The organism is Mycobacterium aquaticum (assembly GCF_002086485.1).
GTDB classification, from domain to species: Bacteria; Actinomycetota; Actinomycetes; order Mycobacteriales; family Mycobacteriaceae; genus Mycobacterium; species Mycobacterium aquaticum.
The window spans coordinates 77,164-90,148 of sequence record NZ_MVHF01000012.1 but is presented as its reverse complement, the minus strand read 5'-3'; the positions used below and the strand labels follow the sequence as shown (position 1 = coordinate 90,148).

Here is a 12,985-nt window from a genome sequence, read left to right as displayed (position 1 = left end):
CCACACGGGGACCGTGGGCAACGATCCGGTGACAGGGATGCCGATCACCGCCGCGGCGACCGGCGCCACCCCGGTCAGCAGACCGGCGCGCCCGGCGCCCAACCGGCCCACACACGTGTACCACAGGATGAACGCCAGCGCGGTGACGCCCACCGCAAGGTAACCGATGGCGAGGAGCTCTCGGACATCGAATGTGGTTGCCGCACGCCAACCTTCGGTGCTCAGCCCGAGAATGCCGAACATGGCTGCGGCCATCCACGTGGTGTGCACCGACACCCCGGCAGGGCCGAGTGAGCCGAGGACCGGCACCGCGAGCAAGGTGAATCCAGCCTCGCATGCGAAGACGACGAGCGCCCACAACAGGCCTGTCGGATCCGCGTCGCCGAGTCCCTCGACGACGACGGCCCCCGCGCTCACCACCAGGGCGGCGGCGAACAGGCGGCTGGTCGGCCGTCGCCCCTCGAGTACGGGACCGATCGTCGCCAACGCCACCGGCACACAGGCGACGGCAACCGCCAGCACGGCCGGTTCGGCATGCCGCGCGCCGTGTACGAGTGCGACGTTGAACAGCACCAACCCGCTCGTCGTGATGCCTGCGAGCCACAGCCATTCGTTGCCTCGCGGACGCCGCACGCGCCGGCCGGTCAGCCGGGTCCAGCCGAGCAACAAGGCGCACGCCAGCGCGTACCGGAGTGCTTGAGCGGTGAGCGACGGAGCGCCGGCGAGCATCCCCGAGACCGCGACGCTGCCGCCGACGAACGTCATACCGAGGGCGCCGCAGAGTGCTGCGCGGGTGGTGCTGGACATGAGCCCATGCTGGCTGAATCATGGTCCAACAAACAGCACCAAGAATGGACACATTTGGTGGACCAAGCTTCTTTCGGGGCAGATTTCCTTCAGCTCGACCCAGCGACCGCACCGGGCCGTGGTCTCACCGCGTGGCTCACCGATGCGTTCCGTGCCGCGATTTCCGATGGCAGGCTCGTGGCCGGCATCCGATTGCCCGCCACCCGCGTGCTGGCCGGCGAGCTGGGGGTCTCGCGTGGCGTGGTGGTCGAGGCATACCGCAGGCTCACCGACGAAGGTCTGGTCAGCGGGCGCTCCGGCGGCGGGACCGTGGTGCTCGCCCGGCCGGACCGGTCGTCGGCGCGGGCCGCACCTCGCTTCGAGACGCACAGACTTCCGCACCCGCGGTTGACCCTCGCCGAGGGCATCGACCTCTCGCCAGGCGTGCCTGATCTCTCGGCGTTCCCGCGCAGCACGTGGCTGCGCGCCGAACGCGCCGTGCTGGCCGAGGCCGCGCCCGAAGACCTCGGCTACGGAGACCCTCGCGGGCACCCGCGACTGCGCGCCGCGCTGGCTCCCTGGCTGGGACGCACACGCGGACTCCGGGTCGACCCCGAGGACATCCTCGTCGTCGCCGGAGTGGCGCAGTCCATGGCTTTGCTCGCCCAGCAGCTGCACCGGGAGGGAACCGAGGAAATCGCGGTCGAGGATCCCGGCTCGCGCGGTGCCGTCGAAGAACTCGAATACTGGGGCTTGCGCGCGGTGCCGGTGCCGGTCGACGACGACGGCATCCGCGTGGACGCGCTCACCAACTCCGGTGCCGCAGTGGCCTTCCTGACGCCGGCGCACCAGTTCCCGACAGGCGTGGTGCTGGCTCCCCAGCGACGGCGGGAACTGCTGGCGTGGGATGGCGCCTTGATCATCGAGGACGACTACGACGCCGAATATCGCTATGACCGCGCGCCTGTCCCCGCTCTGCACCCGACCGCGCCGGACCGCATCGCCTACACCGGCAGCACCTCGAAGAGCCTGGCGCCCGCGCTGCGGCTGGGATGGCTGGTGCCGCCGCGCAGCCGCTTCGCCGAGCTGGTGGCCGCCAAACATGCCACCGATCTGGGCAGCCCCACTGTGCCGCAGCTGGTGTTGGCGCGGCTGCTCGAATCGGGGGAGTACGACCGGCATGTCAGGCTGGTCCGGGCCAGGCACCGGGCCAGACGAGATGCCCTGCTGCAGAGCCTGTCCGGCGCGTTGCCTGCGGCAACGGTCACCGGGGTGGCCGCGGGGCTGCACCTGTTGGTCACGCTGCCAGCCGGTACCGATGACGTGGCGCTGGCCGACGAGTTGCGTGCAGCCGGTGTTCTGGTGCACCCGTTGTCGTGGCATCGGCGGCTGCCGGGGCCACCAGGGCTCGTGCTGGGCTACGCCTCACACACCCCGGACCGGTTGCGGGCAGCCGGTGGGACCATCGCACGCGTCCTGCGGTGACGACGTCAGAAGCTGTCGCCGACCTCCACAACGTGCACGTCCACTCCCGCAGCCGCGATGAGCCGCAACTGTTCGGCATCGGCCGTGGAATCGGTCACCAGGTGATCGATCTGGTTGAGCGCCACCATCTTTGCCAGTGTCACCTTGCCGATCTTCGAACCGTCGACGGCTACCACGACACGTTGAGCATTGGTCGCCATCGCGATGGCCGTGCGGGCCTCCGCCTCGTCGAATGTCGTCGCACCCACTTCGGCCGACATGCCGTCGGCACCGAGAATCGCGGTGCCCACGGTGATGACCTGAAACGCGTGCTCTGACATAGGACCAACGGCCTCAAGGGAATTCGACCGCACCAGGCCGCCAGTCATGATCACCTTCATGTGCGCATCTACGGCGCAGTCGGCGGCGATGGTGAGCGAGTTGGTGACCACCGTCATCTGCGGGCGTCCCTTCAGCGCGCGGGCCACCTCGCCCGTGGTGATGCCCCCCGTCAATGCGACCGACTGCTGGCCCGCCGGCACAAGTGCGGCCGCATGCTGGGCGATCCGGCGTTTGATCGCGACCATCCGGTGATCACGAAGCCGCACCGGGATCTCGCTGCCGCTGGGGTCGAGCGCGCGCGCTCCGCCATGCGTGCGCACCAGAAGACCCTGGTCCTCGAGTTCGCTGAGATCGCGGCGAAGTGTCGCAGCAGACACTCGCAGCTCGGTGCACAGTACCTGCGAGGCCACTTCGCCACGGTCCCGCAGAAGCGAAAGCACTTCGCGCATTCGGTCGGTGCGTTTGATCGACATCGGTGTGGCTCCCTGGGCTGACGGTAGAGACAATCAGTTTTACTGATCGTTTTGTGGATCAGTATTGCGCGTATTGAGCGAGCTTTTCATGATCGACGAATGTTCGACAGCACCCTCCCACCATCACGGGTGGCCTCGTGACCCTGGCCGCCACCACCGATCTCATTGCATCCGCGACCGCCGCGCGCTCGGTTGTCCTGGCGTTCAACGTCATCACCATCGAGCATGCCGAGGGCATCGCGGCCGGAGCCGAACACGCGGGCGCCGCGGTCATCATGCAGATCAGCGAGAACACCGTGCGCTTCCACGGCGGCCGCATCGTGCCGGTGGCCTCGGCGTGCGCCCGCATCGCCGAGGGCAGTGTGGTGCCAATCGCTGTGCACCTGGACCATTTTCGCGATACGGCTCTGCTCGACGATGCCATCGCCAGCGCTGCAGCGCTGGGCATCACATCGATCATGGTCGACGCCGCCCAGCTGCCGTATCAGGACAATGTCGATCGCACCCGGTCCTTCGCCACAGCCGCGCACCAGGCAGGCCTGTGGGTCGAGGCCGAGCTCGGTGAGATCGGCGGCAAGGGTGATGCGCACGCCTCGGGGGCTCGGACCGACCCCGACGAAGCGGCGGAGTTCGCCGCGCAGACCGGCGTCGACGGCCTCGCGGTGGCCGTGGGCAGCACGCATGCGATGACAGTCCGCGATGCCCGTCTCGACCTCGCCCTGATCAACGAGCTGGCCGAGCGGGTACCGATTCCTCTTGTCCTGCACGGCTCTTCCGGAGTTCCGCACAGCCAGCTCCGGCAGGCCGTGGATGCGGGCATCCGCAAGGTCAACATCGGAACCGCGCTCAACGTCGCCTTGACCGGTGCTGTACGAGACGTGCTCGCCGCCGACGCTGCCGTGACCGACCCGCGCGGGTACCTGAAGGCCGGCCGTCAGGCGATCGGCGACACGGTGGCCGAACTGTGTCGGGCCGTCGGATCGTCGCGGCAGGCCGTGATCGCAGGGGAGGCGCAGACGCGATGACCGATATCCACCCGAACACATTGCCGGACAACCGGATCGCTCGAACAATCCGAGGACACAAGAGCGGTGAATCCGTCGGCGTCTACTCCGTGTGCTCGGCGCATCCGACGGTAGTGGCGGCGGCTCTGACCCAGGCCACCGCCGACCATAGTTATGTGCTCATCGAAGCCACGTCGAATCAGGTCGACCAGTTCGGTGGCTACACCGGTCTGCGCCCGGCAGAATTCCGTGACCTCGTGTTGGGCATCGCCGATGAGTACGGGTTTCCGCGCGACCGCGTCGTGCTCGGCGGAGACCACCTGGGGCCCAACCGGTGGCAGCACGAGAATGCCTGCACGGCAATGGAAAAAGCGGATGTCCTGATCGCCGCGTATGTCGAGGCCGGGTACAGCAAGATCCACATCGACTGCAGCATGTCCTGCGCGGACGACCCGACGGTCCTCTCCGATGAGGTGGTGGCGGCCCGCACTGCACGGTTGATGCGGGTCGCCGAGGATGCCGCGCACCGCGCAGGGCGCGACGGCCCGGTGTACGTCATCGGCACAGAGGTACCGGTACCCGGTGGAGCGCACGAAACCCTGAGCCGGCTCACCCCGACGCCTGCCGAACGAGCCCTGCGCACCATCGCGGCGCACCGGTCGGCCTTCGCGGAGGCGGCACTGGAGCATGTGTGGCCGCGGGTCGTCGCCCTCGTGGTGCAACCCGGTGTGGAATTCGATCATCTGAACGTCATCGACTACCAGCGCGACGCGACCACCGAACTGCGCCACGTCCTCGATGGCGAAGACCACCTCGTCTTCGAGGCGCATTCCACCGACTATCAACGCCCGGCACAGCTGCGGGAGCTGGTGGAGGATCATTGGGCGATACTCAAAGTCGGACCTGCTCACCTTCGCGATGCGCGAGGCGCTCTTCGCGCTGGCGCACGTCGAAGACGAGCTCGTCGCGCGGCCGGCCCGGTCAAACCTCGTCGATGTCGTCGAACGCAGGATGCTCGCCGAGCCAGCGCACTGGCAGGCCTACTACGAAGGTGACCCGGTCACCCAGCGCACCGCTCGCCGGTACAGCTACAGCGATCGGCTCCGCTACTACTGGGCCGACGACGAGGTGGAGACCGCCCGAAACACATTGCTGGCCAACCTCGACCGCAGTGGTATCCCCATGCCCCTCATCAGCCAGTTCCTGCCGACCCAGTACGAACGAATCCGAACCGGCGAGCTGGCGCCCACCGCGCAGGCGTTGGTGATCGACCGAATACGCGACGCCTTGCGGCCCTACGCCGATGCCTGCCGTACCGCACAACCCTTGACCACCGGAGATACCGATGACTAGCTCACAAATTCAAGTTCCCGCCCAAGAAGAGGGTGGCGCAACGATTCTCGAGATCGGCCAGCAGCCGGACGCTTGGCGAGAGGTCGGAGGCGAAACTGATGAGGGTCTCGCCCGCTTCCTCCGCGGGATCACCGAACGGCCCGGCTTGCGGGTCATCCTGACCGGGGCGGGCAGCTCGGCGTTCATCGGTCAGATCGCGGCGCCGGCGCTGCGGCGGCATCTTGGCTGCCGCGTCGAACCCATCGCCACGACCGACATCGTCGCCGCCCCACGCGACCACCTGGAGCCGGACACCCCGACGCTGATGGTGTCGTTCGGCCGGTCCGGCAACAGCCCGGAAAGCCTTGCGACCACGGCGCTTGCCGACGAACTCGTCACCGACATCTGGCATCTGGTCTACACGTGCGACCGCACCGGGGAATTGGGCCGGGCACACCGCGACCGCGCGAACTCCCGCGTGGTCTACCTGCCGGAGCGCACCAACGACACGGGCTTCGCGATGACCTCCAGCCTGACCTCGATGCTGCTGTCGTGCCTGCTGACCCTGGGCCCGGCGGGACGCGGGAACGTCGAGGCCTTGGCGCAGGCCGCCGAGCATGTGGCGACTCTGCAGCCCGATATCCGGGCGCTGGCGCAGAGTGGCCCGCAGCGCATCGTCTACCTCGGCAGCGGAGCCTTGGCGGGGCTGGCACAAGAGTCGGCCCTGAAACTGCTCGAACTCACCGCAGGCGTCGTCGTCACGTATTTCGATTCCCCCCTGGGCTTTCGGCACGGACCCAAGTCGGTTCTCGACGGTTGCACCCTTGTGGTGGTGTACGTTTCGAACGATCCCTACACGCGCCGTTATGACCTGGACATCGTCGCCGAACTGCGCGCCCAGCTGAGCCCCGACGCCGTGAGAGTGCTCAGTTGCGAACCGATTCCGCAGGAGTTGGGCACGGCGACCGTGCTGCCGGGACTAGCCCATCTGGACGACGCGCAGGCCGCATTGCCGTACCTGGTGTTCGCGCAGTACCTCGCGCTGTTCACCGCGCTCGAACACGGCAAGACACCGGACAATCCGTTCCCGTCCGGTGAGGTCAGCCGGGTGGTGCAAGGTGTCACGATCCATCCGATTTCACCTTCCGACCTGGAAGCGCGGTGAGCGACGATGGCGCGTTATCTCGGAGTTGACGGCGGCGGTTCGAAGACCGCGTTCGCCTTGATCGACGATTCCGGGCACATCGTGGCCCGGGCGACGGCACCGACCTCGTACTACTTCAACGACGGTTTCGAGCTCGTAGAACGTGTTCTGGTGCGGGGTATTACCGAGATTTGCGGACTCGCGGGCATCGACACCGCAGATATCGACGCCGCATTCTTCGGCATCCCCGGATACGGTGAGTCCAGCGGCGATATCGACCGGCTCGACGCCGTCCCCGCGCGGGTACTCGGTCACGACCGCTACCGCTGCGACAACGACATGGTGTGCGGCTGGGCCGGCTCGCTGGCGTGCGAGGACGGCGTCAACGTCATCTGCGGTACCGGTTCGATGACGTACGGCGAGCGCCGCGGTGTCGGGCGCCGGGTGGGCGGCTGGGGCGAACTGTTCGGCGACGAAGGTTCGGCGTACTGGGTTGCCACACAAGGGCTGAACGCATTCAGCCGGATGAGTGACGGAAGACTGAAACCCGGTCCGCTGCACGCGCTTCTCAGGGAGCGCCTGCAGCTGCGCGGCGACCTCGACGCCGTGAGTCTGGTGATCGAGAAGTGGTCCGGAAACCGCAGTTCCATTGCTGCCCTGGCGACTACCGTGTGTCAGGCCGCCCGTAGCGGTGACGACGCTGCTCGACAGATCTTGTCGGTTGCGGCGGCCGAACTGGTCGCACTGGTCGAAACCAACCGGACGCTCATCGGATTCACCGAACATGAACCGGTCCCCGTGTCCTACTCGGGCGGAATGTTCTCCGACGAGGGTTTTCGGGATCTGTTCGTCGCCGCGCTCCAAGAGCTCCCCGCCAAGTACGACCTGCAGCGTCCGCTGCTGGACCCCGCGGTCGGTGCGGCCCTCTACGCGGCCAAGCGCAGCGGCCATCCGCTGAGTTCATCTGCGCTCCACCAACTCACAGCCACCCAGGCATGATCCGAACAAAGTGACTCCGACATGACCGATGCGACAGTCCCCACCTCGACCGGCCACCGCCGTGGCTGGATCTTCTACGCCACGCTCCTGATCCTGTTCTGGGGGGTCTGGGGCGCCTGGTCTGCGCTACCCGCAACGAAATACGGCTACCCCGATGAAATGATCTACAGCATCTGGGCGCTGACCATGATCATTCCGGCAGTGTTCGCGCTGCGAGGCCAACGCTTCGACCGGCGGCCACGCGCCGCGGTCTACGGCCTTCTCATCGGGATCACCGGCGCCGGTGGGCAATTGCTGTTGTTCCAGGCGCTCACCATGGGCCCGGCGTATCTGATCTTTCCCATCGTCTCGATCTCGCCGGCCATCACCGTGGTGATGGCGATGGTTCTGCTCCGGGAACGGATCAGCGCCCTCGCGGTTGTCGGCCTCCTCGCCGCACTGGCGGCGATCGTGCTGTTCAGCATCACGAGCGCCGACTCCGCAGGCTCATCCGGTCCATGGCTTCCCCTGGCAGTCCTGATCTGCGTGGCCTGGGGAGTGCAGGCCTACTTCATGCGAAAGACCGCGACGATCGGCGTCAACGAAGCCACTACCTTCGGCTGGATGGCGATCAGCGCGATCCTCCTCATCCCGGTCGCGGTGCTGTCCATGGGTGGTATCCCGACCGGATATCCCTGGCAGGCACCAGTTCTGACGGCGGCAACGCAGCTGCTGAACGCGGTCGGTGCGCTGTTTCTGGTGATGGCGCTGCATCGCGGCAAGGCCAGTATCGTCGCACCCACCACCAACGCGTTGGCGCCTGCGCTGACCATCGTGGTGTCACTGGTCGCCTATCACACCCTGCCCACCCCTTACGGAGCTGTTGGCATCGTGCTGGCGCTGCTGGGCTCCACCCTGATGGTCTACAGCGACGAGAAGCGCGGTGAAGCACCGGCGGCGCCCGCCGTCGCATCCGGTAACGCGCGGACAAGGAGCCTTACGTGAAACCCACAGTTGTCATCATCGGAGCGGGCAGTGTCGAATTCACCCGCGAGCTGCTCGGGGACATCCTGTCGTTCCCCGAACTGGAGTCGATTCGGATCGTGTTGCACGACATCGACTCCGAGCGTCTGGAAACCGCGGAGGCAATCACGCACGCCACCGCTCGAGCGGCGGGGGCCAGCCCAGAGGTGAACGCCACCACCGATCGGCGCCGTGCGCTCGACGGCGCGGACTATGTCATCAACGTCATCCAGGTCGGCATGCACGAGGCGACGCTGCGCGACTTCGAGATCCCCGCGCGTTACGGGCTCAATCAGACCATCGGCGACACCATCGGTATCGGCGGAATCTTCCGCGGCCTGAGGACATTTCCGGTGCTCGCCGGTATCGCGCGTGATATGCAGCAGCTGTGCCCCGAGGCTTGGCTGCTCAATTACACCAACCCGATGGCGATGAATGTCAGCTTCCTGCATCACGTCGCGCCGCGGCTGAGGGTACTCGGGCTGTGCCATTCGGTGTACTGGACGATGGTCGGCCTGTGCGAACTGATCGACGTGCCGTATGACGATGTGTCCTACTGGTCGGCGGGCGTCAACCACCAGGCATGGGTGCTGCGGTGGGAACGCGGCGGGCAGGACCTGTACCCGCTGTTGGACGAGCGCATCCGCACCGATGCGGAACTACGGCGGCGGGTACGGGTGGATATGTACCGGCGCCTGGGCTATTACCCGACCGAGACCAGCGAGCATTCCAGCGAGTACGTGCCGTGGTATCTGCGCCGGCCCGACGAGATCGACCGGCTCCGGATCAACGTGGGCGAATACGTGTCCATCAGCGAAGCGAATCTGGCCGAATACGGCCGGGTCAGAGCACAACTGGCCGACACCGAGACGCTGCCCATCGACACCGGTTCCACCGAGTACGCGCCACAGGTGATCCACTCGTTGGAGACCGGCAGGCGCCGGGTCATCTCGGCCAACGTCGTCAACCAGGGTCTGATCACCAATCTGCCGGACGGCGTTGCCGTGGAGGTTCCCACCGTGCTGGACGCGTCGGGCGCCCATCCCATGAAGGTTGGTGATCTGCCACCGCAATGTGCCGCGCTCAACCGGAATTTCCTGGGGCCCGTGGACTTGGCGGTGCGCGCCGCGGTCAACGAGGATCCGAGGCTCGTGCGGGCGGCCGCGATGGTCGATCCCAATACCGCGGCCACGCTTACCGTCGACCAGATCTGGGACCTGTGCGACGAGCTGACCGCCGCGCACGGCGACCTGCTACCCGAGCCGCTACGCGCGAGGGTGGCGCTGTGAAAACGGCAGGCCATGAACCAGACCCACGCTCCGACGTTGTCAACAAAGGAGTTTCTACCGTGATTCGACGCAGGCTGTGTATCGCAGTGGTAGCTGTCCTCGCTTTCGCACTCGCCGCATGCGGGGGTGGGTCCTCGTCGGGCCCCGTCGAGATCGCGGTGTGGCACGGATATCAGGACACCGAAGGCGAGGTGTTCAAGGGCCTGATCGAGCAGTACAACAAGGCGCATCCCGATGTCCGCGTGCGAGAGCTGTACTCGAGCAACGACCTGGTGTTACAGAAGGTCTTGACCGCGGTGCGTGGCGGCAGTGCCCCCGATGTGGCGTACATGTTCGGGTCGTGGTCCCCGAACATCGCCAAGATCCCGTCCGTGGTCGATATGTCCAAGGTGGTCTCGGCCCCCGACTGGAACTGGGACGACTTCTATCCGGCCGAGCGGCAGGCGGCGACGGTCGGGGACAAGATCGTCGGGGTGCCCGCTCTCGTGGACAATCTCGCGGTCGTCTACAACAAGAAACTGTTCGCCGACGCCGGGGTTGCGCCACCGACAGCGAGCTGGACATGGGACGATTTCCGCAGTGCTGCTGCCAAACTCACCGACCCCGCGAAGGGACAGTACGGCTGGCTCATCCCTGCCGACGGCAGCGAAGACACAGTGTGGCACTACGTCCCGATGCTCTGGGAGGCAGGCGGTGATGTCCTGACACCCGGCAACGATCGGGCGGCGTTCAACTCCGAGGCCGGAGTGAAGGCCCTCACGGCGCTGCAACAGATGGCGGTCACCGACAAGTCGCTCTACCTCGACACCACCAACGAGAACGGCCCGAAGCTGATGAACAGCGGCAAGGTCGCGATGTTGGTCACCGGCCCCTGGGACCTGAGCCAGCTGTCGGACATCGAATACGGTGTGCAGGTGATGCCCACGTTCGCAGGCGGTGCGCATCAGACCATCTCGGGTCCCGACAACTGGGTCGTGTTCAACAACGGGGACAAGCGCAAGCAGGCGGCAATCGATTTCGTGAAATGGTTGACCGCGCCTGAGCAGGTCAGGGCGTTCTCGCTGGGCACCGGTGACCTGCCGACCCGGCTGTCCGTTGGTCAAGATCCGGCGTTCCGCGATCAGCTGAACGAAAAGCTCTCCGGCAGCGCCACATTCGTGGAGAATCTGGCCAACGTGAAGAAGGTACGCCCGACCGTCGAGCAGTATCCGGCGATCTCCGAGGCGCTGGGGCAGGCGATCGTCGCGGTCATGCTCGGCAAGGAACAGCCCGTCGACGCGCTGAACTCCGCTGCACGGGCCGCCGATACCGCACTGGCCGGGAAATAGGCGCGTGTCGACGCGAGGGCTGATGGCCCGCTTCACGTGGCTCGGCCGGTCGGAGACCGTGGCCGGATGGGCATTGGTGAGCCCGGCGATGGTACTCATCGGTGCCTTCGGTCTGCTGCCGGTGCTGATGTCTCTGCTGCTGTCGTTCCAGCAGTCGGATCTGCTCACGCCCGAAACCCCGTGGGTGGGCATGGACAACTACCGCAAGCTGGCCGACGACCCGGTTGTGGTCGAGGCGATCAAACACACCATCATCTACACCGCGCTGTTCGTGCCCGGCACGATGCTGGTGGGTCTGCTGGTCGCTGCGGCGCTGAACCGCTCGGTGCGCTTCATCTCGGTGTATCGGACGGCCGCGTACATCACCATGGCGGTGTCGACCATCTCGCAGGGCATCATCTTCCTGTGGCTGACCGACCGTGACTACGGTCTGGTGAACGCGGCATTGGGCGCCGTCGGCGTGCCGGCGCAGCCCTTTCTGGCCTCCCCGTCGCAGGCCCTGTACGTCGTCGTCGCCATGACGGTCTGGGGCTGGACAGGGTTCTCGGTCATCGTGTATCTCGCTGCCCTGCAGGGGGTTCCCGCCGAGTTGCACGAGGCTGCGGCGATCGACGGGGCCAGTCCCTTCACCCGCTTCCGCACCATCACGGTGCCGCTGCTTGGCCCGGCGAATCTGTTCCTCGTGGTCTGGCTGACCATCAACGCACTGCAACTGTTCGACGAGGTCTACGCAACGACACGCGGCGGACCGCTGCGCGCCACCACGGTCATCGTGTATTACCTGTGGGACCAGGCCTTCGTTCAGTTCGACGCCGGCTATGCCGCGGCGATGGCCTATGCGCTGTTCGTCGTCATCCTGCTGATCACCGCAGTTCAGTTCCGGCTCGCCCGTAAGCATGTGCACATCTCATGATCACCACGCCGATACTCGACACTGAAATCAGTGCGCCGCAGGCACAGTCACACTCACCGCAAAGGCGCAAACTGCGCCTGCCGTTCAGCCCATGGCATCTGGTCCTCATCCCGCTCACCTTCCTGCTGATCGTCCCGCTGTTGTGGATGCTTGTCACGTCCTTGGAGAGCGAAGGGGAGGCCAACCGCTTCCCGCCGGTGCTGCTGCCCGAGCGACCGAGGTTCGAGAACTACGTGGAAGCCTGGAACGCCGCGCCGTTCGGGCATTTCTTCCTCAACAGCCTGCTGGTGACGTCAGTGGTGCTGGTCAGCAACCTGATAGTCTGCAGCCTCGCCGGCTACGCCTTTGCCCGCATCCGATTCCTCGGCAGGGGAGCGCTTTTCGTCACGCTGATGGCCACCCTCATGGTGCCGTTCCAGGTGACGATGATCCCGGTGTTCCTGATCGTCAAGTGGTTCGGCGACAACGTCTGGGCAGGTTTCGGCATCGACCACATCGGTGCGTTGATGCTGCCCAACCTGGCCACGGCATTCGGCATATTTTTCCTGCGCCAGTTCTTTCAGACGGTTCCGGTTGAACTCGAAGAGGCGGCCCGGGTGGACGGGACGTCCCGACTGGGCGTGTTGTTCAAGATCGTGCTGCCGCTCTCGCTGCCCGCGTTGTCGACTCTGGCGGCATTGACGGTGCTGACCTCCTGGAACGACTTCCTGTGGCCGCTGATCGTGATCACCTCGCAGGACCAGATGACGATTCCGTTGGGGCTGAGCTACTTCCAGGGAGCGCACCGGGTCAAGTGGCCGCTGTTGATGGCGGCGAACGTCATGAGCCTGTTGCCGATGCTGTTGGTGTTCGTCGGCGCGCAGCGTTATTTCGTGCAATCGGTGGCAAGTACCGGACTGAAGGGCTGAA

The 12,985-nt window shown here is 66.1% G+C and carries 10 protein-coding genes and 2 pseudogenes; 10 read left to right on the top strand and 2 right to left on the bottom strand.

The window, feature by feature from the left end:
- Positions 1-27: 27 nt before the first annotated feature.
- Positions 28-729: pseudogene (locus BST13_RS14535) on the bottom strand (DMT family transporter); the annotation flags it as partial.
- A gap of 135 nt (positions 730-864) precedes the next feature.
- On the opposite strand from BST13_RS14535, the gene pdxR reads away from it, so the two are divergent.
- On the top strand, positions 865-2,271 hold the full coding sequence (gene pdxR / locus BST13_RS14530) for a MocR-like pyridoxine biosynthesis transcription factor PdxR (RefSeq protein WP_245839628.1): 1,407 nt from the start codon (positions 865-867) through the stop codon (positions 2,269-2,271).
- 5 nt (positions 2,272-2,276) lie between these two features.
- On the opposite strand, the gene BST13_RS14525 is transcribed toward pdxR, so the two are convergent.
- Complete coding sequence (locus BST13_RS14525; RefSeq protein ID WP_083164729.1) at positions 2,277-3,065, bottom strand: DeoR/GlpR family DNA-binding transcription regulator; 789 nt, start codon at positions 3,063-3,065, stop codon at positions 2,277-2,279.
- Between the two features lie 137 nt (positions 3,066-3,202).
- Between BST13_RS14525 and BST13_RS14520 the strand changes: the two genes are divergently transcribed.
- The 9 genes and pseudogenes from BST13_RS14520 to BST13_RS14480 all read left to right on the top strand — a co-directional run bounded on the left by BST13_RS14520 (position 3,203) and on the right by BST13_RS14480 (position 12,984).
- Complete coding sequence (locus BST13_RS14520) at positions 3,203-4,090, top strand: class II fructose-bisphosphate aldolase (protein WP_083164728.1); 888 nt, start codon at positions 3,203-3,205, stop codon at positions 4,088-4,090.
- A pseudogene (locus BST13_RS14515) lies at positions 4,087-5,422 on the top strand (D-tagatose-bisphosphate aldolase, class II, non-catalytic subunit). Before BST13_RS14520 ends, BST13_RS14515 begins: the two are co-directional and overlap by 4 nt.
- Complete coding sequence (locus tag BST13_RS14510) at positions 5,415-6,566, top strand: SIS domain-containing protein (RefSeq protein WP_083164727.1); 1,152 nt, start codon at positions 5,415-5,417, stop codon at positions 6,564-6,566. Before BST13_RS14515 ends, BST13_RS14510 begins: the two are co-directional and overlap by 8 nt.
- Positions 6,567-6,572: 6 nt before the next feature.
- Positions 6,573-7,544: a BadF/BadG/BcrA/BcrD ATPase family protein gene (locus BST13_RS14505; RefSeq protein WP_083164726.1), complete on the top strand. Its 972-nt coding sequence runs from the start codon at positions 6,573-6,575 to the stop codon at positions 7,542-7,544.
- Positions 7,545-7,565: 21 nt separating this feature from the next.
- Positions 7,566-8,528, top strand: a complete 963-nt coding sequence (locus tag BST13_RS14500) for a DMT family transporter (RefSeq protein ID WP_083164725.1) — start codon at positions 7,566-7,568, stop codon at positions 8,526-8,528.
- Complete coding sequence (melA, locus tag BST13_RS14495; RefSeq protein WP_083164724.1) at positions 8,525-9,835, top strand: alpha-glucosidase/alpha-galactosidase; 1,311 nt, start codon at positions 8,525-8,527, stop codon at positions 9,833-9,835. Before BST13_RS14500 ends, melA begins: the two co-directional genes overlap by 4 nt.
- A gap of 59 nt (positions 9,836-9,894) precedes the next feature.
- Positions 9,895-11,163 carry an ABC transporter substrate-binding protein gene (locus BST13_RS14490; protein ID WP_083164723.1) on the top strand — a complete coding sequence of 423 codons (1,269 nt, stop codon included), beginning with the start codon at positions 9,895-9,897 and terminating at the stop codon, positions 11,161-11,163.
- Positions 11,164-11,167: 4 nt separating this feature from the next.
- Entirely contained in the window at positions 11,168-12,076 is a 909-nt protein-coding gene (locus tag BST13_RS14485) for a carbohydrate ABC transporter permease (RefSeq protein WP_245839625.1), read from the top strand.
- The gene (locus BST13_RS14480; RefSeq protein WP_083164721.1) at positions 12,073-12,984 is read left to right on the top strand and encodes a carbohydrate ABC transporter permease; all 912 of its coding nucleotides are present in this window, start codon (positions 12,073-12,075) and stop codon (positions 12,982-12,984) included. The genes BST13_RS14485 and BST13_RS14480 overlap by 4 nt, the downstream gene beginning before the upstream one ends.
- Position 12,985: the final 1 nt, after the last annotated feature.

Excerpts from the sequence above, each read along its gene's own strand:
- BST13_RS14525 (WP_083164729.1), bottom strand. The coding sequence starts at position 3,065 with ATGTCGATCAAACGCACCGACCGAATGCGCGAAGTGCTTTCGCTTCTG.
- BST13_RS14510 (WP_083164727.1), top strand. The coding sequence starts at position 5,415 with ATGACTAGCTCACAAATTCAAGTTCCCGCCCAAGAAGAGGGTGGCGCA.
- BST13_RS14505 (WP_083164726.1), top strand. The coding sequence starts at position 6,573 with ATGGCGCGTTATCTCGGAGTTGACGGCGGCGGTTCGAAGACCGCGTTC.
- BST13_RS14500 (WP_083164725.1), top strand. The coding sequence starts at position 7,566 with ATGACCGATGCGACAGTCCCCACCTCGACCGGCCACCGCCGTGGCTGG.
- BST13_RS14480 (WP_083164721.1), top strand. The coding sequence starts at position 12,073 with ATGATCACCACGCCGATACTCGACACTGAAATCAGTGCGCCGCAGGCA.